Genomic DNA, 23,508 nt, shown 5'->3' on the forward strand with positions numbered 1-23,508 from the left:
GAGCGCGCGCGTCCTGCGATCCTGAGCCGGAGCCCTCTCCCCCGCTCGCGCTCTAGGCTCGCAGGATGAGCGCTCCCGATCCCGTCGCCGTCCTGCTCGAGCCGAGCGGACTCCCCCACGGGCTCCCCGACTTCGCCGCCGTCGACCCCGAGGCCTACCGCCCGGCGTTCCTCGAGGCCCTCCGCCGGCACCGCGCCGAGATCGACGCGATCGCCGGCGCCTCCGAGCCGCCGACCGTCGAGAACACCCTCGTCGCCCTCGAGCGGGCGGGCCGCGAGCTGCGCCGGGTGAGCGCCGTCTTCTTCACTGTCGCCGCCTCCGACCGCACTCCGCTCACCGACGCTCTGGAGGCCGAGCTCGCTCCGCTGCTCTCGGCCCACAGCGATGCGATCAGCCTCGACCCGCGCCTGTTCGCCCGGCTCCGCGCTCTCGCCGAGCAGTCGACGGAGCTCGACCTCGACGCCGAGACGGCCTACCTCCTCGAGCGGAGGATCACCGGGTTCGAGCGCTCCGGTGCGCTCCTCGACGACGCGGGGAAGGCACGGCTCGGCGAGCTGAACGAGCAGCTGTCGACCCTGACCACGCGCTTCGAGAAGGATCTGCTCGCCGAGTCGAACGACCGGGCCGTCCTCCTCGACGACGTCGCCGGCCTCGACGGGCTCGACGAGTCCGACGTCTCGGCCGCCGCGCGCGCCGCCGCCGACCGCGGCGTCGGCGGCTGGCTGATCACCCTTCCCCTCTACTCCGGCCACCCCTGGCTCGCGCGTCTGCGCGACCGCGGCGTCCGCGAGCGCGTCCTGCGCGCCTCTGTCGGCCGCGGTGCGGAAGGCGGGCCGCACGACACCACCGCGACCCTGCAGCAGATCGTCGCGCTGCGGGCCGAGCGCGCAGCTCTGCTGGGCGCGGCCTCGCACGCCGAGTTCGTGATCTCGGGCCAGACCGCGGGCTCGCCGGAGCGCGTCCTGTCGCTGCTGCACGAGCTCGCCGCTCCCGCCGCCCGGAACGCGAGGATCGAGCTCGAGCGGATGCAGGCCTCCGCCGACGCCGAGCAGGACGCCGCCGGAGCGCCGCGCTTCACGATCGAGGCGTGGGACCGCGCCTACTACGAGGAGCGCGTGCGGTCGGAGAGCTACTCCGTCGACTCCAGCGCACTGCGTCCCTTCTTCGAGCTGGAGCGGGTGCTCCGGCACGGCGTGTTCGCCGCCGCCACCGGTCTCTACGGCGTCCGCTTCTCGGAGCGGAGCGACCTGGCCGGCTACAGCGAGCACGTCCGCGTGTTCGAGGTGCACGAGGAGGACGGGACCCCGCTGGGCCTGTTCCTGCTCGATCCCTTCACCCGCGACTCGAAGCGCGGCGGGGCGTGGATGAACTCCCTGTCCAGCCGCACCTCGCTGCTCGGCGACTCCGCCGTCGTCGTGAACAACCTGAACCTGTCGGCTCCGGGCCCGGGTGAGCCCGCCCTTCTCAGCCTCGACGAGGTGGAGACGCTCTTCCACGAGTTCGGGCACGCCCTGCACGGCCTGTTCGCGAGCACGCGGTACCCGCGCTTCGCCGGTACCGCGGTGTTCCGGGACTTCGTCGAGTTCCCGAGCCAGGTGAACGAGACGTGGGTGCGCCGCCCCGGGCTCCTCGCCGAGTACGCCCGCCACGTCGAGACCGGCGAGGCCCTGCCCGCGGGGACCGTCGAGCGCCTCGAGGCGTCCGCGCTGTGGGGCGAGGGCTTCGCGACGAGCGAGTACCTGGCGTCCGCCCTGCTCGACCTCGCCTGGCACTCCCTGCCGGCCCCGGTCGAGCCGCGCGACGCGGCCGCCTTCGAGCGCGACGTGCTCGACGGCGCGGGCCTCCTCCTTCCCGCCGTGCCGCCCCGCTACCGCAGCACGTACTTCGCGCACGTCTTCTCCGGCGGCTACTCCGCGGGCTACTACTCCTACATCTGGAGCGAGATCCTCGACGCGGACACGGTCGAGTGGTTCGAGGAGAACGGCGGCCTCGACCGCTCGGCGGGCGAGCGCTTCCGCCGCGGGGTACTCGAGCTCGGCGGCTCCCGCGATCCGCTCGACGCGTACCGCGCGTTCCGCGGGCGGGATGCGCGGACCGAGCCGCTGCTCGCGCGCCGCGGCCTCCTCTAGCGGCGCCGGGGGACGAGCCAGGCGAGGAGGACGAGTCCCACGACCAGGCCCCAGAAGGCCGAGCCGATCCCCGCGATGGTCGTGCCGGAGGCGGTGACCAGGAGCGTCGCCGCCGCCGGCAGCCGCAGCCGCGCGTCCTCCACAGCGGCCTGCACCGCCGACACGAACACCCCCAGCGGCGCCAGACCGGCGACCGCCTCGATCAGCAGCGGGCTCGCGGAGGACACCAGCGCGGCGGCCGCTCCGGCGAACACGCCCAGCACGAGGTAGGAGGCGCCCGCCGAGACCGAGGCGACCCAGCGCTCCTCCGGCCGCGGCGAGGCCTCGGGACCCGCGGTCAGCGCGGCGCTGAGCGCGGCGTAGTTGATCGGCACGCCGCCGAAGATCGCCGAGACCCCGGAGAGAGCACCGGTCGAGACGATCCCGGGACGCGAGTGGGCCGCGAAGCCGAAGCTCGTCAGCACCGCGATGCCCGGGATGTTCTGCCCGGCCATGGTGACCACGTAGAGCGGCAGGCCGATCCCGACCATCGCTCCGATCTCGAACACCGGAGCGACGAACTGCGGCACGGGGAGCAGCGGCGCACCGGCGAGTGCCGCGCCGTCCGTCACGATCAGCAGCACGATCGCCAGGGCGATCGCGGCCGGCACCGCCCAGCGGGGCAGGAGCCGCAGGAGCAGCAGCCAGAGCAGGATCACCGGCAGCGCGAGCGCGGGGATCTCGACCGCCGCGCGCACCGGCGCCAGGACGAGCGGGAACAGGATGCCCGCGAGCATGGCGTTCGCGAGCGGCCGCGGGATGCGCGCGACGAGCCTCCCGAGCGCCGGCCACAGCCCGGTGACCACCAGCAGAGCGGAGGCGATCAGGAACGCCCCGACCGCGCGGTCGAAGCCGCCGGGGAGCGTCGCGGTCGCGGCCAGCAGGGCGGCGCCCGGCGTGCTCCAGGCGAAGGTCATCGGCACGCGGTAGCGGATGCTCAGCACGATGCAGAGGACCCCCTGCAGCACGCAGACGGCGAGGAGGCCCGACGCGGCCTGCACGTCGGTGGCGCCCACCGCGACCACCCCGGCGAGCACGATCGCGAACGAGCTCGAGAAGCCGGTCAGGGCGGCGACGATCCCGGCGAGCAGCGGCTGGACGATGGCGGAGCCTCCCGGAGGATCGACCGGCACCGAGGCGACCGGACGCGCCGTCGGCGCGCTCCGCCAGGTTAGGGAAGCGGGAGCGCCTCGCCCGACGATCCGCCGGGCCAATCGCGGTGAACTGGCAGAGCGGGGCGGGGAGCGACTAGGCGCTCTTCTCCTGGCGACGGGGAGCGTGGGGCACGATCGTCGGGGCCGCGTTGTCGAGCACCGCGGCGCGGGTGACGACGACGCGCGCCACCTCGTCCGAGGAAGGCACCTCGAACATGATCGGGCCGAGCACCTCCTCGAGGATGGCGCGCAGTCCGCGGGCGCCGGTCTGGCGGAGGACCGCCAGGTCCGCGATGGCCTCGAGAGCGCCCCGGTCGAACTCGAGCTCGACGCCGTCGATCTCGAACATCCGCTGGTACTGCTTCACGAGCGCGTTGCGCGGCTCGGTGAGGATCTGCATGAGCGCGTCCTGGTCGAGCTGCGTGACCGTCGTGACGACGGGGAGGCGCCCGATGAACTCGGGGATCAGCCCGAACTTGTGCAGGTCCTCCGGGAGGACCTCGCTGAAGATGTTGATCTCGTCTTCCTTGTTGTGCAGCGGGGCGCCGAAGCCGATGCCGCGCTTGCCCGCCCGCGACGAGATGATGTCCTCGAGTCCGGCGAAGGCGCCGGCGACGATGAAGAGGACGTTCGTCGTGTCGATCTGGATGAACTCCTGGTGCGGGTGCTTCCGCCCGCCCTGCGGGGGCACGGAGGCGACGGTGCCCTCGAGGATCTTGAGCAGCGCCTGCTGCACTCCCTCGCCCGAGACGTCGCGCGTGATCGAGGGGTTCTCGGCCTTCCGCGCGATCTTGTCGACCTCGTCGATGTAGATGATGCCGGTCTCGGCACGCTTGACGTCGTAGTCGGCGGCCTGGATGAGCTTGAGGAGGATGTTCTCGACGTCCTCGCCGACGTAGCCCGCCTCGGTGAGGGCCGTGGCGTCCGCGACGGCGAAGGGCACGTTGAGGCGCTTCGCGAGGGTCTGGGCGAGGTAGGTCTTCCCGCAGCCCGTGGGGCCGATGAGCAGGATGTTGCTCTTGGCGATCTCGACCTCGTCGTGGATCGCGTCGGCGGCGGTGATGGTGTTGCGGGCCCGCACGCGCTTGTAGTGGTTGTACACGGCGACGGCGAGGGCCTTCTTGGCCTGCTCCTGCCCGATCACGTACTCCTCGAGGAAGCCGAAGATCTCCTTCGGCTTCGGGAGGTCGAACTCGTGGCTCGTCTCCTCGCTCGACTCGGAGAGGCGCTCCTCGATGATCTCGTTGCAGAGCTCGACGCACTCGTCGCAGATGTAGACGCCCGGTCCCGCGATGAGCTGCTGGACCTGCTTCTGGCTCTTGCCGCAGAAGGAGCACTTCAGCAGGTCGGCGCTTTCGCCAATACGTGCCACGGGGATGCCCCACTTCCTTGTCGTGCGTCTGTCGTGCGTCGGTCGGTCGTGCAACGGAGCCCGGAGCTCCGGCCGGTGCGAGCGGGACGAGCCCCCTGACACTGCTCCGAGCCTAGCCGCTGAGCCGCGAGGGCTCGGCAGGCGGGCCGGATTCGCCGTGCCTTGCGCCTCGTGTGGCGCTTTGCTACGGCGACGGAGGACGCACAGAGGGGCCGGGCGGCGGATCGCTCCGCCACCCGGCCCCTCCTGGACGCCCTACGCCGTGAGAGCCGGGAGGCTCTTGCGGCTGGTGAGCACCTGGTCGATCAGCCCGTACTCGAGCGCGTCGCTCGCGCCGAGGATCTTGTCGCGGTCGATGTCCTTCTTGACCTGCTCGATCGAGCGGTTCGAGTGGTGCGACAGCGTCTCCTCGAGCCACTCGCGCATGCGCATGATCTCGGCGGCCTGGATCTCGATGTCCGAGGCCTGGCCCCCGCCCTGCTGCACGGCGGGCTGGTGGATGAGGATGCGCGCGTTCGGCAGCGCGAGGCGCTTGCCGGGCGTTCCCGCGGCGGTGAGCACGGCGGCGGCCGAGGCGGCCTGGCCGAGCACGACCGTCTGGATGTGCGGGCGGATGTACTGCATCGTGTCGTAGATCGCCGTCATCGCGGTGAAGGATCCACCGGGCGAGTTGATGTACATGACGATGTCGCGGTCCGGGTCCTGGCTCTCGAGCACGAGGAGCTGGGCCATGATGTCGTCCGCGGAGGCGTCGTCGACCTGGACGCCGAGGAAGATGATGCGGTCCTCGAAGAGCTTGGCGTACGGGTCCTGGCGCTTGTAGCCGTAGGCCGTGCGCTCCTCGAACGTGGGGAGGATGTAGCGCGAGGACGGTGCGGCTCCGGAGCCGAACGCCGTTCCGCCGAAGGTGGGTGTGGTCATTGTCTGTTCCTGATCTCTCGGCGCGTTCGCTGGACTACTCGTCGATGGCGGTTCCGCCACCGCCGGCCACGTCGGTCGCCGACGAGCGGATGTGGTCGACGAAGCCGTAGGCGAGGGCCTCCTCGGCGCTGAACCAGCGGTCGCGGTCGCCGTCCTCGTTGACCTGCTCGACGGTCTTGCCGGTCGCCTTGGCGGTGATCTCGGCGAGGCGCTTCTTCATGTCGAGGATGAGCTGCGCCTGGGTCTGGATGTCGGAGGCCGTGCCGCCGAAGCCGCCGTGCGGCTGGTGGAGGAGCACCCGCGCGTTCGGGGTGATGTAGCGCTTGCCCTGGGTTCCGGCGGTGAGGAGCAGCTGGCCCATGGAGGCCGCCATCCCGATGCCCACGGTCACGATGTCGTTCGGGACGAACTGCATCGTGTCGTAGATCGCCATGCCCGCGGTGATGGAGCCGCCGGGCGAGTTGATGTAGAGGTAGATGTCCCGCTCGGAGTCCTCGGCTGCCAGGAGCAGGAGCTTCGCGGCGATCTCGTTCGCGTTCTCGTCGCGCACCTCGGAACCGAGCCAGATGATCCGGTCCTTGAGCAGGCGGTCGAAAACACTGTTGGGCATAACCATGTCGGCCATGTATTGCTCCGTTTCAGTTGTCGCTTCGGAGGCGAATCTATCGGACGCCGCCAGGCCGATCCGGCCGTGTTCGCCCGGGGCGGAGCGGGAGTCGCCCGTGTTCGCCCGGGGCGGACCGGAGCCCCGCAACGAGAGGAGCCGCCCTCCGACGGATCGGGGGGCGGCTCCTGACGTGCTCGCGGGGACTACTCCGCGGCCGGGGTCTCCTCGGCGGGAGCGGCGGCCTTCTTCTTGGCCGGCGCGCGCTTCTTCTTGGGGGCCGGGGCGGGCTCCTCCTCGGCGACGGGCTCCTCAGCGACGGGCTCGGCGGGGACCTCGGCGTCGGCGGCGGCCTGAGCCTCCTCCGCGACCTCGGTCTCGTCCGAGGCGACGGCCTCGTCGGAGGCCTCGACGGCCTCGTCGTCACCGGGGACCGCGGTGAACGCGGTCAGGTCGACGGCGTTGCCCTCGGTGTCGGTGACCTTCGCCTTGCCGAGGACGATCGCGAGCGCCTTGTTGCGGGCGACCTCGCCGACCATCTGGCCGATCTGGTTGTTCTCGGACAGGATCTTGATGAACTCGTTCGGCTCCATGCCGTACTGCGCCGCACCCTGGATGAGGTACTGCGTGAGCTCGTCCTGGCTGACCTGGACCTTCTCCTGCTCGACGACGTGGTCGAGGAGGATCTGCGTCTTGAAGGTCTTCTCGCTGGCCTCCTTGACCTCGGCGCGGTGCTCGTCGTCCTCGAGGCGGTTCTCGCCCTCGAGGTGGCGGTGCACCTCGTCCTCGACGAGACCGGCGGGCACGGGGACCTCGACGAGGGCGAGCAGCGCCTCGACGAGCTTCTCGCGGGCCTCGCCGCCCTGGCCGAAGGTCTTCTGCTGAGCGGCCTGCTCCTTGAGCGACTCGCGCAGCTCCGCGATGGTGTCGAACTCGCTGGCGATCTGCGCGAAGTCGTCGTCGGCCTCGGGGAGCTCGCGCTCCTTGACGGCGGTGAGCGCGACGGCGATCTCGGCCTGCTCGCCGGCGTGGTCGCCGCCGAGCAGCGGAGCGGTGAACGTGGTGCTCTCGCCCGCGGTGAGCGAGTCGAGCGCCTCGTCGATGCCCTCGATCAGCTCGCCCGAGCCCAGCTCGTACGAGATGGCGTTGGCGGTGTCGACCTCGACGCCGTCGATGGAGGCGACCAGATCGATCTGCGCGAAGTCGCCGGTCTTCGCAGGGCGGTCCACGGTGACCAGGGTGCCGAAGCGGCTGCGGAGCTTGTCCAGCTCGGCGTCGACGTCGGCGTCGGTGACCTCGGCCGCCTCGACGGTGAGCTCGATGCCGTCGTAGTCCGGGACGGTGATCTCGGGGCGCACGTCGACCTCGATGGCGAGCTCGAGGTCGCCGGTGAAGTCCTTGTCGCTCGGCCAGGCGACGATGTCGGCCTGCGGGCGGCCCAGGGGGCGGACCTCGGTCTCGCGGACGGCCTCGCGGTAGAAGCCGTCGAGGCCCTCGTTGACCGCGTGCTCGAGCACCGCGGCCTTGCCGACGCGCTGGTCGACGATGGCGGGCGGGACCTTGCCCTTGCGGAAGCCGGGGACGTTGATCTGCTCGGCGATGTGGCCGTAGGCGTGCGTGATGCTGGGGCCGAGCTCGTCCGGGGTGACCGAAATCGCGAGCTTCACGCGGGTCGGGCTCAGCTGTTCTACCGTGGTCTTCACGTGAGGGGATCTCCTGTGCTGGTTGGTGTCGGCGCCGGATGACGGTCGTCACGGGTCGATGTCGTCACGATGAGTACTCGTGGTCGGGGCGACAGGATTCGAACCTGCGACCTCCCGCTCCCAAAGCGGGCGCTCTAGCCAAGCTGAGCTACGCCCCGGATGCGCGGGCCTGGGCACCGTGCGTGAGACTCTCGTCGAGCCGTCCCCGCACGTGCGCTTGCGCGACACGCCGAAATGGCCTTCGCAAGTGTACTGCACCGCGGCAGCGGCGACCGGAACCGCGCGGCGGAGGACGACCGGGGTGTCCACGGTGCTCGCGCGATGTACTACGCTGTCCTGGTGCCCGGTCGAGAGACCCGGTCGCACCGGTTCGCGGTCGTCAGGCCGCCGATCCGGGGCTGTAGCTTAGTGGTAAAGCCTCTGTCTTCCAAACAGATGATGCGAGTTCGATTCTCGTCAGCCCCTCTCCTCTCGAAGAGCCCCGGATGTCCGGGGCTCTTCGTCGTTCCGAGGCGTTCCGGGCGTGCTCAGCCGACCGCGCCGCGGTGCTCCTCCGTCAGGGCGAGGTACGAGGCGGCGTTCCGGCGGATGCCCTCGCGCTCCTCCTCCGTCAGCACCCGCCGGACCCTCCCGGGGACGCCCGCCACGAGCGAGCCCGGCGGGACGACCGTCCCCTCGAGGACGACGGCGCCCGCGGCGATCAGCGAGCCGGTGCCGATGACGGCCCCGTTCAGGACGGTCGCGCTCATGCCGACCAGCACGTCGTCCTCGAGGGTGCAGCCGTGCAGCACGGCGTTGTGCCCGACCGAGACTCCGGCGCCGATGACCGCGTCGTAGTCGGCGTCGACGTGGACGACGACGCCGTCCTGGAGGTTGCTGCCGGCGCCGAGCTCGATCCGCGCGTGCTCCGCGCGCAGGACGGCGCCGTACCAGACGCTCGCCCGCTCCCCCAGGCGCACGGAGCCGATCACGGTGGCGCCCGGAGCGACCCACGCGGTGTCGGCGATCTCCGGGGCGCGTCCCCCGGTCAGGGCGAGGACGCGGGCGCCCTCCGCAGGACTCGACGGCATCGGGTTCTCCTCTTCTCCGGTGGTCGGAGCCCGAGTCCTCGAGCCCGAGCTTCTGGAAGATCGCGGTCACGTTCTTCTCCACGGCGCCCACGCCGACGAAGAGAGCGGAGGCGATGCCCGCGTTCGTGCGCCCCTGGGCCATCTGCTCCAGCACCTCCCGCTCCCGCGGGGTCAGCGAGGCGAGCGGGTCGCGGTTGCGCTGCAGGAGCGAGGCGACGACCTGCGGGTCGAGGACTGTTCCGCCCGCTGCGACGCGCTCGACGGCGTCGCGCAGCTCCTCCACGGAGGCGACCCGGTCCTTCAAGAGGTAGCCGAGTCCGCCGTCGCCGGAGCCGAGCAGCTCCTGCGCGTAGGTGACCTCGACGTACTGGCTGAGCAGCAGAACCGACACCTGCGGGTAGCGCCGGCGGATCTCCAGCGCCGCGCGGACGCCCTCGTCGCGGAAGGTCGGCGGCATCCGGACGTCGAGCACGGCGACGTCGACCCCGGCCGCGTCCCGCGCCAGATCGGCGAGCAGGGCGTCCGCGTCCCCGAAGGCGCCGACGGAGGCGAACCCCGCGTCCTCGAAGAGGCGGACCAGGCCCTCGCGCAGGAGGACCGAGTCCTCGGCGATGGCGACGCGGATCACGGGCACGCCCTCAGGATAGGGCGGCCGGGCGGTAGGGGACGTGCACCCCGACCGTGGTCGGCCCGCCGACCGGCGACTCCACGCTCAGGATCCCGCGCAGGCCCCGGACGCGCCCGCCGACCCCCTCGAGACCGTGACCGGCGACCGGCGACGCCCCGCCGACTCCGTCGTCCACCACCCAGGCGTCGAGCCATCGCTCCCCCGGAGTGCCGGAGTCGCGGGTGTCGAGGTGCACCCGCACCGATCGGGCACGGGAGTGCTTGGAGGCGTTGGCGAGCAGCTCGGCGACGACGAAGTAGACGCTGCGCTCGACCTCGGGCGGGACGTCCGCCACGGGGTGCTCGGTGAGGACCTCGACCGGCACCGGGCTGAGCTCGGCGAGCGAGTGCACCGCCGCCTCGAAGCCCCGGTCCTGCAGGATCGGCGGCGCCACTCCGCGGGAGAGGGCGCGCAGCTCGTCGAGCGCGGCGCGCACGTGCTCGCGAGCCTCGTCGACCAGGCGGGCGGCGGACTCCGGGTCGGCGGCGAGTCGGTTGCGGGCCGAGGCCAGGTCCATCTGGACCCGGATCAGGCGCTGCTGCGGGCCGTCGTGGATGTCGCGCTCGAGCCGGCGCAGCGCGCGGTCCTCGGCGGCGACGGCTGCGCCGCGGGAGGCGCTCAGCTCGGCGACCTCGCGCTGGAGCGCCTCCGACTCCCACGGGCCGAGCAGGAGACAGTCGACCAGCCAGTGCAGGAGGGAGAGGCCGCGGGTGGCGAACGGCAGGGTCGAGACGAAGAGGACGGTCGTGGCGACCGTCGCCGCGGCGACCAGTCCCGCCGGAGGCTGCGGGGCGCCCAGCAGAGCGGCCCCGCTCTCGGCCAGCAGGCGGGCCGGACCGGGGGCCCCCGTGAGCGCGGCGGCCACCGTGCCCGGGCCCGCCCAGGTCCACAGCGCGAGGAGCAGTCCGGACAGCAGCGCGAGCACCGGAGCCACGACGAGCGTGTGCAGGAGAGCGAGCCAGTAGTGCCCGTCGATCACCGGACCGTAGAGGGCGAAGGTCGAGGGAGTGACGGCGGAGGGCGGTCGCCGCCACTGCGGCCGGGGGACGGCGGGCCGTCCGGCCAGCACGTCGAGGCCGACGGCGGCCCGCGAGAAGAAGCGCGCCGTGTAGAGGGCGGCGGGCAGGAACACCAGGCCGATCAGGACTCCGACGAGCCCGAGCGCGACGGCCAGCGCGACGCCGGCGCAGAAGGCACCGAGGAGGGCGACCGGGATCGCGGCCACCAGCGCGAGCACCTCCCGGGGCAGTCCGCGCCAGAGCCGGAGGTAGGCGCGCGAGGCCTCGCCGAGGGCCGTCGATGCTCCGCTCATCCGCGCCTCCTGTCCGCTCCCGCCGCCGCCGCGACCCGGTCGAGCGTACCGGCGGCACGGCTCCGGGCACCCGGGGGAAAGCCCCCGTGACGCCCCTCCGCGACCGAGGTGAGCCTGTCCTTCACCGGACTGAGCCGAGCCTGCGCTTCCTTGCGGCGCCGAGGGATCTGCGTACTGTTGACGATCAGTCACCCCCTCTCGAAAGGACCAGACGATGTCCACCACGTCCGTCACGTCGCTCACCTCGTCGAACCCGGATGTCGCATCCGGAGTCGCCCAGTTCCTCAGCCCCGTCGTCGTCGAGATGACCGCGCTCGCCGTCAACGGCAAGCAGGCGCACTGGCACGTCCGCGGCGCCAACTTCATCGGCGTCCACGAGCTGCTCGACGCGATCGTCGGCCGCGCCATCGAGTGGGCCGACCTCGCCGCGGAGCGCGTCGTCGCCCTCGGCCTCCCGGTCGACGCCCGCATCCAGACCGTCGCCTCGGCGACGCAGTCCGAACCCCTCACCCCCGGCTTCCAGCGCTCCGAGAACGCGATCGTCGAGATCATCCGCCAGATGGACGTCGCCATCGCGACCGTCAACACGGCGATCGCCGAGCTCGCCGAGATCGACGCGAGCAGCCAGGACGTCGCGATCGAGATCGGCCGCGGCCTCGAGAAGGACCGCTGGTTCCTCTTCGCCCACGTCAGCGAGAGCTGAGCACCACGCCTCGACCGGCCCGCGGATCCTCGGATCCCGCGGGCCGTCGTCGTTCCCCGGCCCGTCCGCGCGATCCGGAGCAGCCGGAGTCGCGACGGGCGCGGGTCAGCCGCCGTGCGTGAAGCGGCCCGCCAGGAGGGTCGCGGCGACCGGCATGGATCGGAGGGCTCCTGCATCGGCGGCGAGCGGATCGCGGTCGACCACCACCAGATCGGCGGGATCGCCGGCCGCGGGCGTGAGCCGGCGCACCCGGGTCGAGGCGACGATCGCCTCCTCGACGCTCACCCGCTGCTCCGGATGCCAGGGCTCGTCGCCCGGCAGCGCCCGCGCGACCGCGGCCGAGATCGCGACCCACGGGTCGAGCGGAGCGACCGGAGCGTCCGAGCCGAGCACCACGCGGGCCCCGGAGTCGAGCAGCGAGCGCAGCGGGAACGCCCGGCCGGTGCGTCCCGGCCAGTACCGCTCCGCCACCTCGCGGTCGTCGAGCGCGTGCGCGGGCTGCACTCCGGCCTCCACGCCGAGCGCGGCGAACCGCGGAAGGTCGGTCTCCGCGAGCAGCTGAGCGTGCTCGATCCGGCCCCCGCCGACCCGGCCGAGCGCGTCCAGAGCCAGCGTCGCCGCGGCGTCTCCGATCGCGTGCACGGTGGAGCGGATGCCCCCGGCGGCCGCGCGGGCGAGCAGCTCGTCCAGCTCGGCGGGCTCCACGGTGAGGACGCCGTTGCCGTCGTGGTCGGCGTAGGGGTGGGCGCAGTAGGCGGTCCTCGTGTTGAGGGAGCCGTCGATCAGGACCTTGAGCGGGCCCATCCGCAGCAGGCCGTCACCGCCGTCGAGTTCGTCGCCAGTGCGCAGTCCCTCCGCGAGGGCGCGGTCGAGGTGGTCGCGGTAGACGCCGGTGTCGACGCGGAGGGAGCGTGCTCCGCCAGCGACGCGACGGGGCCAGTCCCCCACATTCCAGCGCATCTCGAGGTCGACGACGCCGACCACCCCGCGAGCCGCAGCCCGCCGCGCCGCAGCGTCGGCGAGTGCGTCGAGCTCGTCGTCGCCGAGGGCGCCGAGTGCGGTGACGAGCTCGAAGCAGGCGTCCTCGCGCAGCAGCTCGGGCTCGGGAGCGACGGCGTAGCGCCGGTACGCGGCGGAGTTCAGCCAGGCGCAGTGCAGGTCGCCGCTGATCAGCACGACGGGCCGTTCCGGAGAGACCTCGTCCAGGAGCGCGGTCGTCGGCGGCTCCGGCCAGAGGCCGTCGCGGAAGCCGAAGCCGATCAGCGTGCCGGTACCGGGCTCCTCCGCCAGGCGACGTCGGACCGCGTCCGCCGTTCCGCGGGCCGAGTCGGCTGACGAGACGTCCAGGCGCGGGGCCGTCATCGCCCACTGGGAGAAGTGGACGTGCTCGTCCCAGAGGCCGGGGAGCACCCAGCGCCCGTCGAGGTCGCGCACCTCGTCGCCCGGGGCGGCGGCGGCGTCCGGTCCTACCGCTTCCACGCGGCCGTCGCGCAGGAGCACGGCACCGGGTCGGGACGAGCCGAGGAGGCGGGCGCCCCGGAGCAGGAGACCGCCGGTCATCGGGCGGCCTCGCGGAGCGCGGGGCGGACGGCTCGGCGGGTGCGCGACCGGGCCGACCGCTCTCCACCCGCGCTCACGACTGGCACACCGGGCACCAGTAGAGCTTGCGCGCGCCGATCTCCTCGAGCAGCACGTTCGTGCCGCAGACGCGGCAGGGCAGGCCCTCGCGCTTGTAGACGTAGTTGCGCTCGGCGCGGCTGCGGACGGCTTTCGAGCGCTCGGTCTTCGTCAGGCCGCGGCGCGTGATCATCATCCCGGTCCGGATGCCGTCCTCGAGCAGGTCCGCCCAGTCCCGCCACAGCTCCTGTGCGAGCTCCAGCGGCACCTGCTTGCCGGGAGTGTGCGGGTCGAGGCCGGCGCGGTAGAGCAGCTCCGCGCGGTAGATGTTGCCGATGCCACTGACCACGGACTGGTCCATCAGCACCAGCCCGACCGGCGTCGCCGTCCTGCGGAGCCGGTTCACGAAGCGGTCGCGCGCCTCGTCGGAGTCGTCGTCGGCCGGATCCGGACCGAGGCGGGCGAGGAGGGCCTCCACCTGGGCGGGGTCCATCACCTCGCAGGCGGTGGGGCCGCGCAGGTCGGCGACCGTCTCCTCCGTCATGATGCGTACGCGCACCGCGCCCACGGGCGGCGGCGGGAACTCGTCGAGATCGGAGTCGGTCTCGTGCTCCGTCTCGGAGAGGCGCACGGCGCGGCGGCGCCGGGGAGCGCCGATGCTGCTGCCGGCCTTGCCGTCCGGGAACAGCGGCGAGACGTGCCCGAGGAAGTCCCACGCACCGTAGAGGCCGAGGTGGACGTGCAGCGTCAGGTCGCCCTCGAAGCGCAGCAGCAGGTGCTTGCCGACGGCCGTGGACTCGAGGACCTCGCGCCCGTCGAGGAGCGCGGCTCCCTCGGTGAAGCGGCCCTGGGGGCTGCTGGTCGCGACGCGGTGCCCGACGACGTCGCGCTCGAACTGCAGTGCGATCCGGTGGACGGAGTGCCCCTCGGGCACTCAGCGCTCCTTCGCGGCGGAGTCGACGACCCGGCCGGCGATGTCGCCGGTGGCCTCGTACTCGGCGAGCTGCGCGATGCGGCGCACGTGCCGCTCCTCGAAGGTGAAGGGCTCGGCGACGAACGCGTCGATGAAGCCGGTGGCCTCCTCGACGGAGTGCTGGCGGGCCCCGATCGAGATGACGTTCGCGTCGTTGTGCTGGCGGGCCAGCACGGCGGTGCTCAGGTTCCACACGAGGGCCGCGCGCACGCCCGCGACCTTGTTCGCCGCGATCTGCTCGCCGTTGCCCGAGCCGCCGAAGACGACGCCGAGAGCCTCGACCCCCGCCTCCTGATCGCGGACGACCGCGGCGGCAGCGTTGATGCAGAAGGACGGGTAGTCGTCCAGCGGGTCGTAGGACGTGGGGCCGTGGTCGATCACGTCGTGACCGGCGGCGCCGAGGTGCTCGATCAGGTGACGGCTGAAGTCCAGCCCTGCGTGGTCCGTGGCGATGTGGATGCGCACGAGAGAACTCCTCCGGAAGAGCCGTCTGGGACCCGCGGTGCCCGGGCCGGGAGCCAGAGTACCGCGGGTCGGCTCAGTCGAACTGCGGGTCGCGGGTCCGCGAGCGCTTGAGCTCGAAGAAGCCGTCGAAGGAGGCGGCGGCGACGATGCCGTCCCAGAGGGTCAGCGCCTGCTCGCCCCTCGGGATCGGCGAGATGACGGGGCCGAAGAAGGCGACGTCGCCGATCGCGATGACCGGGGTGCCGACGTCCTGGCCGACCCGCTCGATCCCGTCGAAGTGGGAGGCGCGCATCGGCTCGTCGTGCTCGTCCGAGTCGGCGTGGGCGGCGAGCTCCGCAGGCAGGCCGAGCTCGGCGAGCGACTCGGCGATCACCGCGTCGACGTCGGTGCGCCCCCCCGGGTGGATCCGGGTGCCGAGCGCGTCGTAGAGCGGCTTGACGTGCTCGCGGCCCTCGCGCTCGGCGACGGCGGCGACCAGGCGGGTGTATCGCAGCGCGCGCGGGAGGAAGGCGCGGTACGAGTCGTCCACGTCCTTGTCCTCGTTGAGGACGGCGAGGCTCATGATGTGCCACTGCACGTCGAGGTCGCGCGCGGGGGTCACCTCGTCCACGAATCGCGAGGTCATCCAGGCCCACGGGCAGGAGGGGTCGAACCAGAAGTCCACAGAGGTCATGGGGACACGCTACGCCGCTCGCCGGGGCCGCGTCCGCGCTCCCCGGCGGCTCCGCAGGATCGGCGCCACGGGGCTCCACGGCGGGTCCCGGCAGCTCTAGGGTGGATCGGCGGCGCCCGCACCCCGGCGCCCGCGGCAGCGCCCGAGACGAACGGATGGAGCACCCCCGTGCCAGGAGACAACCTCACCCGGAGCGAGGCGCAGGAGCGCGCCTCGCTGATCCAGGTCCACGACTACGACATCGCCCTCGACCTGACCCGGGGAGCCGAGACCTTCCTCAGCACGACCACGGTGCGCTTCTCCGCCACCGAGGGCGCCTCGAGCTTCATCGACGCCGTCACGGGCACGGTCCACTCCGTCACCCTCAACGGCGCGGAGCTCGACCCCGCCGACGTCGCCGACGGCGTCCGGATCCGCCTCGACGTCCTGGCCGCGAACAACGAGCTCACGGTCGTCGCCGACGCGCTCTACACCAACACGGGCGAGGGCCTGCACCGCTTCGTCGACCCCGTCGACGGCGAGGTGTACCTGTACTCGCAGTTCGAGGTGCCCGACTCCCGCCGCGTCTTCGCGGTGTTCGAGCAGCCGGACCTCAAGGCCGAGTTCCGCTTCACCGTCACCGCGCCCGCGCAGTGGCAGGTCGTGTCGAACCAGCCCACTCCCGAGCCGGTCCCGGCGGGCGAGGGGATCGCGACCTGGAGCTTCGAGCCCACCCCGCGCATCTCCTCCTACATCACGGCCCTCGTCGCCGGACCCTACGTGGTCGAGACCGACTCGCTCGTCTCCTCCGACGGCCGCACCATCCCGCTGGGGGTCTTCGCCCGGGCCTCGCTCGCGCCCTTCCTCGACGCCGACTACGTGTTCGAGAAGACGAAGCAGGGCTTCGCCTTCTACGAGGAGAAGTTCGGCGTCCCGTACCCGTTCGCGAAGTACGACCAGCTGTTCGTCCCCGAGTTCAACGCGGGCGCGATGGAGAACGCGGGAGCGGTGACCTTCACCGAGACCTACGTGTTCCGCTCCAAGGTGACGGACGCGATCAAGGAGCGCCGGGTCGTCACGATCCTTCACGAGCTCGCCCACATGTGGTTCGGCGACCTGGTCACGATGAAGTGGTGGAACGACCTCTGGCTCAACGAGTCGTTCGCCGAGTACGCCTCCACCCTCGCCACCGCGGAGGCGACGGAGTGGACCGAGGCGTGGACCACCTTCGCCGCGATGGAGAAGAGCTGGGCCTACCGCCAGGACCAGCTGCCCTCGACTCACCCGATCGTCGCGACCATCAACGACCTCGAGGACGTCCAGGTCAACTTCGACGGCATCACCTACGCCAAGGGCGCCTCGGTGCTCAAGCAGCTCGTCGCGTGGGTCGGCGAGAAGGAGTTCCTGGCCGGCGTCCACGAGTACTTCGTCAAGCACGCCTTCTCGAACACGGAACTGCGCGACCTGCTGGTCGAGCTGGAGGCCACCAGCGGGCGCGACCTCACCGAGTGGTCGGCGCAGTGGCTCGAGACGGCCGGCGTGAACACGCTCCGCCCCGAGATCGCGGTCGACGAGAGCGGAGCGATCGCGTCCTTCGCGATCCTGCAGACCGCGGTCGAGGAGTACCCGACGATCCGCCCGCACCGCCTGGCGATCGGCCTGTACGACTTCGAGGGCGAGCGCCTCGTCCGCGTCGAGCGCCTCGAGCTGGACGTCGACGGGGAGCGCACCGAGGTGCCCGAGCTGATCGGCCGCACCCGTCCGGCGCTCGTGCTGCTCAACGACGACGACCTCGCCTACGCGAAGGTCCGCCTCGACGACGCTTCGCTCGCCGTGGCCGTCGAGCACCTCGCGAGCATCGACAGCCCCCTGGCCCGCTCGCTGGTCTGGGGCTCGGTCTGGGACTCGACCCGCGACGCCGAGTCGGCGCCGCGCGACTTCGTCCGCCTCGTCCTGGGCAACGTCGCGACCGAGACCGAGTCCACGACCCTGCGGACGGTGCTCAACCAGCTCGTCGCCACCGCCACCCAGTACGTCGCTCCGGAGTACCGGGCCGAGGTCGTCGAGGAGGCGGGCGATCAGCTGTGGACGCTCGCGCAGAGCGCCGAGCCGGGCAGCGACGCGCAGTTCCAGTTCGTGAAGTTCTTCGCCGCGATCGCGTCCACCCCGGCGCACCTCGAGGCCGTGCAGGCGCTGCTCGACGGCTCCACCGCCCTCGGCGGCCTCGACATCGACACCGACCTCGGCTGGGAGCTGCTGATCGCTCTCGTCGCCGGCGGGCGGGCCGGTGCGGACGACATCGACGCGGCGCTCGCCTCGGACAACACGGCGACCGGCCAGCAGTCGGCCGCGCACGCTCGTGCCGCACTGCCGACCGCGGAGGCGAAGCGCGCGGCGTGGGACTCCGTCACGGCCGACGACTCGGCACCGAACACGATCGTCCGCTCGACGGGCCTGGGCTTCCAGCGCGCCGCCGACCCGCGCCTGCTCGACGCGATGGTCCCGGTCTACTTCGACGCCCTCCGCACCCTCTGGGAGTCGAAGAGCTACAAGATCGCCGAGTATCTGGTCGTCGGCTTCTACCCGGCCGCCACGCCCTCGCAGGAGATCGTCGACGCCACCCGCGCCTGGCTCGACGCGAACCCGGAGGTCCCGGCGCTGCGCCGACTCGTGATCGAGAACCTGGCCGGCGTGGAGCGTGCGCTCCGCGCCCAGGAGCGCGACACCCGGGGCTGACAGTGAGCCGCCCGGTCCCCCGGCGCTCGGCGCTGCGGGACCGGGCGGCTCTCCCCGTTCCCGGCGCCTAGCGCTGCGGGACCGAGCGGCGCTCCGGCCCGTCATAGGCGGACAGCGGCCGGATGAGCGCGTTCGAGCCCCGCTGCTCGATCACGTGGGCCGTCCAGCCCACCACCCGCGCGGCGACGAACAGCGGAGTGAAGATCCCGGTGTCGAAGCCCATCAGCCGGTAGGCGGGGCCGGACGGGTAGTCGAGGTTCGGCAGGATGCCCGTCCGCTCGGCCATCGCCGCGGCCAGGGCGTCGTACAGCTCCATCATCTCGCCGGCCCCCTCGTGCTCGGCGAGCCGCCGGAGAGCGGCGTCCATGGTCGGCACCCGCGAGTCGCCCGACTTGTAGACCCGGTGGCCGAACCCCATGACCTTCCGGCGCTGTCCGAGAGCCTCGGCGAGCCACTCGCGGGACCGCCGGTCCGCCTCCGGTCCGGTGCCGACCTCGTCGAGCACGTGCAGCACGGCCTCGTTCGCCCCGCCGTGGAGCGGTCCCTTGAGCGCTCCCACGGCGGCGGTCACGGCGGAGTGGACGTCCGACAGCGTCGACGTCACGACGCGGGCCGTGAAGGTCGAGGCGTTGAAGGAGTGCTCGGCGTAGAGCACCAGCGAGACGCGGAACGCGTCGACGACGACCGGCTCCGGCACCTCGCCGAAGGTCGTCCAGAGGAAGTTCTCGGAGTAGTCGAGGTCGTCGCGCGGCTCGATCGGCTCGAGGCCGCGCAGGCGGCGCTGAGCGTAGGCGACGATCGCCGGCAGTGCCGCCCAGAGCCGCACGGAGCGCTCCAGCACGGCCTCGGGAGCGTCGGCGTCCGGATCCTCCTCGAGCGCGCCCAGGACGCTCACCGCCGTCCGCACGACGTCCATCGGGTGCGCCGACAGCGGCAGCAGGTCGATCACGGTGCGCACCTCGGGGGCCAGGGCGCGGTGGGCCCGCTCCACGGCGGCCAGCCCGGCCGTCTCCTCCGCAGTGGGGAGCTCGCCGTGCCAGAGCAGCCAGGCCACGTCCTCGAACGAGGTCCCCGCCGCGAGCTCCTGCACGGGGTAGCCGCGGTAGAGCAGCGAGTTCGACGCCGGGTCGACCTTCGAGACGGCCGTCGTGTCGACGACGACCCCCACGAGTCCCTTGCGGATGTCCTGATCGGTCGTGCTCATCCTTCGCTCCTTCGCGAGAGGCGGGCGGCGGCGCCGGGGAGCGCCGCCGGTTCATGCGGGTCGGCGCGCTCAGGCGCCGTAGTGGTCGGCGAGCGAGAAGTCGAAGACGCCCTCGTCGAAGCGGCTGTACGAGGCGTAGTCGAGGAGCTCGTAGAGCTCGGCGCGCGTCTGCATGCCCGGGACCTCCGAGCGGAGCGAGCCCTCCGCCTTGAGCGCGTCGAGAGCCCGCATCGCGGCGCCCATCGCGATCCGGAGCAGCGAGACCGGGTGGATCACGACGTTCACGCCGACGTCGGCGAGCTGCTGCGCGGTGAACAGCTCGCTCTTGCCGAACTCGGTCATGTTGGCGAGGATCGGCACGTCGATCGCGGCGCGCACGGCCTCGAACTCGGACAGGTCGCGCATCGCCTCGGGGAACACCGCGTCGGCTCCGGCGTCGACGAGGCGCTTGGCGCGGTTGATCGCGGCCGGCAGGCCGTCGAGGGCGCGGATGTCGGTGCGGGCCATGATCACCAGATCGGAGTCGCGGCGCGCGTCGACGGCCGCCGCGATCCTCCGCACCGAGGTCGCCTCGTCGACGACCGCCTTGCCGTCGAGGTGCCCGCAGCGCTTGGGGTTCACCTGGTCCTCGATGTGCAGCCCCGCGACTCCGGCGTCCTCGAGCATCTGCACCGTGCGCGCGACGTTCAGCGGCTCGCCGAAGCCGGTGTCCGCGTCGACGAGGACCGGCAGGTCGGTCAGGCGCGCGATCTGCTGCGAGCGGCCGGCCACCTCGCTGAGCGTGGTGAGCCCGATGTCCGGCAGCCCCAGCTCGGCCGAGAGCACGGCGCCCGAGACGTAGATCCCGTCGAAGCCCTTCGCCTCGATGAGGCGCGCGGAGAGCGGAGTGAACGCGCCGGGCAGCTGCAGCAGCTCGCCCGAGGCGAGGCGCTCGCGGAAGAGGCGGCGCTTCTCGGCGGGAGTCCGGGTGGAGTGGAGCATCGGGCGTCCTTCCCAGGGCGGTGTCCGGGTCCGAGCGGACCCGCCTCGAATCTATACGCGCTCGGGGCTCGTGCACCCGTCTCGGAGAGAGGCGTCCCGTAGCCTGGAGCGGTCATGCTGCTTCTTCAGACCTCCACGCCGGACCCTGTCGCCGCCACCGTCTCCTTCTTCGAGTCCGAGCCCTTCTGGAAGGTGGTCGCGATCCTCGGGATCGTGCTGGGCGCGCTGCTGGTGCGCGTCATCGCCCACTTCGTGATCGGCCGCGTCGTCGATCAGATCGTGTCGGGAGTGAAGCGCCGCCAGCGCGTCGAGGACACCCAGTCGATCGCCGCGTCGCCGCTCGCGGCCGTGCGGGTGGTGCAGCGCACGCGCACGCTCGGGTCGATCCTCAACAACCTGAGCTCGATCCTGATCGTCGTCATCGCCCTGGTCATGATCGTGACGACGATCGACAAGGACCTCATCGGCTCCTTCGCCCTGCTGACGGCCGCCCTCGGCGCGGGCCTCGGCTTCGGCGCGCAGAACATCGTCAAGGACGTCCTGAACGGGCTGTTCATGGTCGCAGAGGACCAGCTCGGGGTCGGCGACGTCGTCGACACCGGGCAGGCGACGGGCGTGGTCGAGTCGGTCGGCGTCCGGGTGACGCAGATCCGCGACGTCAACGGCACCCTCTGGTTCGTCCGCAACGGCGAGATCGTCCGGGTCGGGAACATGTCGCAGGGCTGGTCGCGCGTCATCGTCGACCTGGCCGTGCCCTACGAGACGGACCTCGAGCAGGTGCAGTCCACGGTCCTCGCGACCGCGAACGAGCTGGCGGCGAGCAGTCGCTGGCGGGCCCGGATCATCGACAAGCCCGAGCTCTGGGGCCTGGAGTCCATCGCCGACGACGCCCTGGTCATCCGGGTCGTGGTCAAGACCCGCACCACCGCCAAGGACGACGTCGCCCGCGAGCTGCGCCTGCGCCTGAAGAAGTCGCTCGACGCGCTCGACGTGAAGCTCCCCTCGCTGGCCACCGTCGTCCTCGAGGGCTTCGAGGGGGCGACGAGCGTCGGAGGCGCCAAACCGCCGCGGACCACGCCCTCCCCCACGATCAGCACCGAGCACGGCAAGCCCGTGCGGCTCCCCCGCGCGCTGCGGCGCGGGAGCGGGACGCCGCCCCAGGACGGCGGCGGCACCTCCGGCCCGACCGGAGCGCGCTCGTGAGCGGCCTGCAGATCGGCGGCACGCCTCCGCTGCGCAGCTTCTGGGAGCACATCGGCGGCCGGCCGACGTTCGAGCGCCTGGTCCGCCGCTTCTACGAGGGCGTCCGCGAGGACGAGGTCCTCTGGCCGATGTACCCCGAGCACGACCTCGAGGGCGCGATCCAGCGGCTGACCGGCTTCCTCGAGCAGTACTGGGGCGGCCCGGGCACCTACAGCGAGGAGCGCGGCCACCCGCGCCTGCGGATGCGGCACCAGCCGTTCCGGATCAACCCCGAGGCCCGCGACCACTGGCTCCAGCACATGCGGACGGCCGTCGACGATCTCGAGCTCGCTCCGGCCGACGACGCCCTGCTCTGGGACTACCTGGAGCGCGCCGCCCACGCGATGGTGAACACCTTCGAGGAGTAGCCGCTCAGCCCGGGGTGCGGACCAGCACGTGTCCGCGCCGTGAGGTGAGGCGGCGCCAGGCGCCGCTCTCGAGCAGGGCGACCGGGTCGTCGGCGCCGAGGAACCCGAGCGCGAAGAGGGCGAACGCCGCTCCCGCCGGGACGTCCTCGAGGCCGTCGAGCGGGCGGCCCCAGACGCTCGACCGCACGCGGCCGACGATCTGCTCGCCCGTCTCGGAGCCGACGGCCGCCGCGATCTCGTCGATCCCCTCGCGCGCGACGCGCTCCAGGAAGCCCGGGTCCACGGGCTCGCGCCGGGTCCAGCCGCCGCGGGGCGGGGAGACGCCCGCCCAGGGCCCCGCCGTCGCGTCGTCGCCGTCGGGCAGGACGACCGGCTTGCCGTCCGCTCCGCCCGGCTCCCACTGCAGGCGGGCGAGGCGGTCCGACAGCGCACGGATCGGCACGACCCGGTCGAAGCCGGCGGGCTCGTCGAGCGCGAAGACGCGCAGGCCCAGCACGGTCGCGGAGCGGTCGAGCAGACCGCGGGGCTGGAGGATCGGCGTGTAGGCGGCCAGCACGTGGTCGTCGGCGAGGAGCCGGACCGCACCGTCCTCGACCCGGGCCGAACGGCCGAGGAAGACGCGCAGATCCGACAGGCTGGGCGGATCCGCCAGGGAGAAGGACGAACTCATCGCGTCGATAAACTTACCCGAGGCCGCTCGCCCGACCGCCCGACACCCCGGAGGTACCGTGCCCGATCCCCTGTCCTCGTTCCTCACCGCGCTCGACCTGACGGACACCGGCGCCCGCACCAGCGAGGACATCTCGACGGGTCCCTCGCAGTGGATGCCCGAGGGGCGGGTCTTCGGCGGCCAGGTCCTCGCGCAGTCGCTCATCGCGGCCGGTCGCACCGTCGAGGGGCGCTCCGTGCACTCGATGCACGGGTACTTCCTCCGCCCCGGAGACGTCTCCCTGCCGATCACGTTCTCGGTCGACCGGATCCACGACGGGCGCTCCTTCTGCACCCGTCGGACGCAGGCCTACCAGAACGGACGCCCCATCCTCTCGATGATCGCCTCGTTCCAGACCGAGGACGAGGGCCTCGACCACCAGGCGCCGATGCCGGAGGGGATCCCCGACCCGGAGTCGCTGCCGAGCACCGCCGAGATCCTCGCGGGGGTCGACCACCCGGTCGGCAGCTTCTGGGCCACGCAGCGCCCCTTCGACGTGCGGCACGTCGAGCAGCCGGTGTACCTCCGGGCTGACCCCGAGCGGGTCGCGCACCAGAGCGTGTGGATGCGCTCGCTCGGACCACTGCCGGACGATCCGATGCTGCACCGCGCCGCCCTCGCCTACGCGAGCGACTACACGATCCTCGAATCCACGCTCCGCCGACACGGTGCGGCCTGGACGACGCCCGGCCTGCGGATCGCGAGTCTCGACCACGCGATGTGGTGGCACCGCCCCGCGCGCGTGGACCAGTGGCTCCTCTACGTGCAGGAGGCGCCGAGCGCGTCCGGCGGACGCGGGCTCTCGCTCGGGCGCATCTACACGCAGGAGGGCGTGCTCGTGGCGAGCGTCGCCCAGGAGGGCATGGTCCGCGTCCCCCTGGGCTGAG

Annotated in this window: 20 protein-coding genes, 2 tRNA genes and 1 pseudogene; 7 read left to right on the plus strand and 16 right to left on the minus strand. The window is 72.3% G+C overall.

Annotated features, from left to right (window positions below):
• Nucleotides 1-65 precede the first annotated feature (65 nt).
• Nucleotides 66-2,129, plus strand: coding sequence for a M3 family metallopeptidase (locus tag C5C57_RS05035; RefSeq protein WP_104247276.1), 2,064 nt, complete (start codon nucleotides 66-68; stop codon nucleotides 2,127-2,129).
• Here the strand turns inward: C5C57_RS05035 and C5C57_RS05040 are convergent.
• The 6 genes from C5C57_RS05040 to C5C57_RS05065 all read right to left on the minus strand — a co-directional run bounded on the left by C5C57_RS05040 (nucleotide 2,126) and on the right by C5C57_RS05065 (nucleotide 8,080).
• On the minus strand, nucleotides 2,126-3,301 hold the full coding sequence (locus C5C57_RS05040; RefSeq protein WP_104297367.1) for a benzoate/H(+) symporter BenE family transporter: 1,176 nt from the start codon (nucleotides 3,299-3,301) through the stop codon (nucleotides 2,126-2,128). The genes C5C57_RS05035 and C5C57_RS05040 overlap by 4 nt on opposite strands.
• Before the next feature lie 115 nt (nucleotides 3,302-3,416).
• Nucleotides 3,417-4,694, minus strand: a complete 1,278-nt coding sequence (clpX, locus tag C5C57_RS05045; protein WP_104247278.1) for an ATP-dependent Clp protease ATP-binding subunit ClpX — start codon at nucleotides 4,692-4,694, stop codon at nucleotides 3,417-3,419.
• Nucleotides 4,695-4,949: 255 nt separating this feature from the next.
• Nucleotides 4,950-5,615: an ATP-dependent Clp protease proteolytic subunit gene (locus tag C5C57_RS05050; protein ID WP_068253282.1), complete on the minus strand. Its 666-nt coding sequence runs from the start codon at nucleotides 5,613-5,615 to the stop codon at nucleotides 4,950-4,952.
• 34 nt (nucleotides 5,616-5,649) lie between these two features.
• On the minus strand, nucleotides 5,650-6,240 hold the full coding sequence (locus C5C57_RS05055) for an ATP-dependent Clp protease proteolytic subunit (RefSeq protein WP_097165884.1): 591 nt from the start codon (nucleotides 6,238-6,240) through the stop codon (nucleotides 5,650-5,652).
• 185 nt (nucleotides 6,241-6,425) lie between these two features.
• Entirely contained in the window at nucleotides 6,426-7,922 is a 1,497-nt protein-coding gene (gene tig / locus C5C57_RS05060) for a trigger factor (RefSeq protein ID WP_104297368.1), read from the minus strand.
• Between the two features lie 80 nt (nucleotides 7,923-8,002).
• Nucleotides 8,003-8,080, minus strand: a tRNA-Pro gene (locus C5C57_RS05065).
• Nucleotides 8,081-8,316: 236 nt separating this feature from the next.
• On the opposite strand from C5C57_RS05065, the gene C5C57_RS05070 reads away from it, so the two are divergent.
• A tRNA-Gly gene (locus C5C57_RS05070) sits at nucleotides 8,317-8,387 on the plus strand.
• A 62-nt stretch (nucleotides 8,388-8,449) separates the two neighbouring features.
• Here the strand turns inward: C5C57_RS05070 and C5C57_RS05075 are convergent.
• From C5C57_RS05075 to C5C57_RS05085, 3 genes and pseudogenes are all read right to left on the minus strand, one after another.
• Entirely contained in the window at nucleotides 8,450-8,992 is a 543-nt protein-coding gene (locus C5C57_RS05075; RefSeq protein ID WP_104297369.1) for a gamma carbonic anhydrase family protein, read from the minus strand.
• 13 nt (nucleotides 8,993-9,005) lie between these two features.
• Nucleotides 9,006-9,626 (minus strand): annotated as a pseudogene (locus tag C5C57_RS05080) (response regulator transcription factor); the annotation flags it as partial.
• Nucleotides 9,627-9,630: 4 nt separating this feature from the next.
• A complete protein-coding gene (locus tag C5C57_RS05085; protein WP_104297370.1) occupies nucleotides 9,631-10,971 on the minus strand; it encodes a histidine kinase in 1,341 nt (446 codons plus the stop codon).
• Between the two features lie 214 nt (nucleotides 10,972-11,185).
• Here C5C57_RS05085 and C5C57_RS05090 point away from each other — a divergent pair, with 214 nt between their 5' ends.
• Nucleotides 11,186-11,674, plus strand: coding sequence for a Dps family protein (locus tag C5C57_RS05090; protein ID WP_104226731.1), 489 nt, complete (start codon nucleotides 11,186-11,188; stop codon nucleotides 11,672-11,674).
• Nucleotides 11,675-11,779: 105 nt separating this feature from the next.
• Here the strand turns inward: C5C57_RS05090 and C5C57_RS05095 are convergent, their stop codons facing one another.
• From C5C57_RS05095 to C5C57_RS05110, 4 genes are all read right to left on the minus strand, one after another.
• Complete coding sequence (locus C5C57_RS05095; protein WP_104226732.1) at nucleotides 11,780-13,234, minus strand: amidohydrolase; 1,455 nt, start codon at nucleotides 13,232-13,234, stop codon at nucleotides 11,780-11,782.
• A gap of 73 nt (nucleotides 13,235-13,307) precedes the next feature.
• A complete protein-coding gene (locus tag C5C57_RS05100; protein ID WP_104262810.1) occupies nucleotides 13,308-14,225 on the minus strand; it encodes an Fpg/Nei family DNA glycosylase in 918 nt (305 codons plus the stop codon).
• The gene (locus C5C57_RS05105; protein ID WP_104223700.1) at nucleotides 14,226-14,729 is read right to left on the minus strand and encodes a ribose-5-phosphate isomerase; all 504 of its coding nucleotides are present in this window, start codon (nucleotides 14,727-14,729) and stop codon (nucleotides 14,226-14,228) included.
• Nucleotides 14,730-14,802: 73 nt separating this feature from the next.
• A complete protein-coding gene (locus C5C57_RS05110) occupies nucleotides 14,803-15,402 on the minus strand; it encodes a DsbA family protein (RefSeq protein ID WP_104232533.1) in 600 nt (199 codons plus the stop codon).
• Nucleotides 15,403-15,570: 168 nt separating this feature from the next.
• Between C5C57_RS05110 and pepN the strand changes: the two genes are divergently transcribed.
• Nucleotides 15,571-18,117 carry an aminopeptidase N gene (gene pepN / locus C5C57_RS05115; protein ID WP_104273181.1) on the plus strand — a complete coding sequence of 849 codons (2,547 nt, stop codon included), beginning with the start codon at nucleotides 15,571-15,573 and terminating at the stop codon, nucleotides 18,115-18,117.
• A gap of 67 nt (nucleotides 18,118-18,184) precedes the next feature.
• On the opposite strand, the gene C5C57_RS05120 is transcribed toward pepN, so the two are convergent.
• Entirely contained in the window at nucleotides 18,185-19,321 is a 1,137-nt protein-coding gene (locus C5C57_RS05120) for a bifunctional 2-methylcitrate synthase/citrate synthase (RefSeq protein ID WP_104267232.1), read from the minus strand.
• Between the two features lie 69 nt (nucleotides 19,322-19,390).
• A complete protein-coding gene (gene prpB, locus C5C57_RS05125; protein WP_104273182.1) occupies nucleotides 19,391-20,302 on the minus strand; it encodes a methylisocitrate lyase in 912 nt (303 codons plus the stop codon).
• Between the two features lie 114 nt (nucleotides 20,303-20,416).
• On the opposite strand from prpB, the gene C5C57_RS05130 reads away from it, so the two are divergent.
• Together C5C57_RS05130 and C5C57_RS05135 are read left to right on the plus strand one after the other, a co-directional pair.
• The gene (locus C5C57_RS05130) at nucleotides 20,417-21,505 is read left to right on the plus strand and encodes a mechanosensitive ion channel family protein (protein WP_104223705.1); all 1,089 of its coding nucleotides are present in this window, start codon (nucleotides 20,417-20,419) and stop codon (nucleotides 21,503-21,505) included.
• Nucleotides 21,502-21,912 carry a globin gene (locus C5C57_RS05135; protein WP_279630823.1) on the plus strand — a complete coding sequence of 137 codons (411 nt, stop codon included), beginning with the start codon at nucleotides 21,502-21,504 and terminating at the stop codon, nucleotides 21,910-21,912. Before C5C57_RS05130 ends, C5C57_RS05135 begins: the two co-directional genes overlap by 4 nt.
• Nucleotides 21,913-21,916: 4 nt before the next feature.
• On the opposite strand, the gene C5C57_RS05140 is transcribed toward C5C57_RS05135, so the two are convergent.
• A complete protein-coding gene (locus tag C5C57_RS05140) occupies nucleotides 21,917-22,582 on the minus strand; it encodes a hypothetical protein (RefSeq protein WP_104247302.1) in 666 nt (221 codons plus the stop codon).
• A gap of 58 nt (nucleotides 22,583-22,640) precedes the next feature.
• Between C5C57_RS05140 and C5C57_RS05145 the strand changes: the two genes are divergently transcribed.
• Nucleotides 22,641-23,507, plus strand: coding sequence for an acyl-CoA thioesterase II (locus C5C57_RS05145; protein WP_244230637.1), 867 nt, complete (start codon nucleotides 22,641-22,643; stop codon nucleotides 23,505-23,507).
• Nucleotide 23,508 lies beyond the last annotated feature (1 nt).

This window comes from Rathayibacter sp. AY1C5, assembly GCF_002931705.1.
Classification (GTDB): domain Bacteria; phylum Actinomycetota; class Actinomycetes; order Actinomycetales; family Microbacteriaceae; genus Rathayibacter.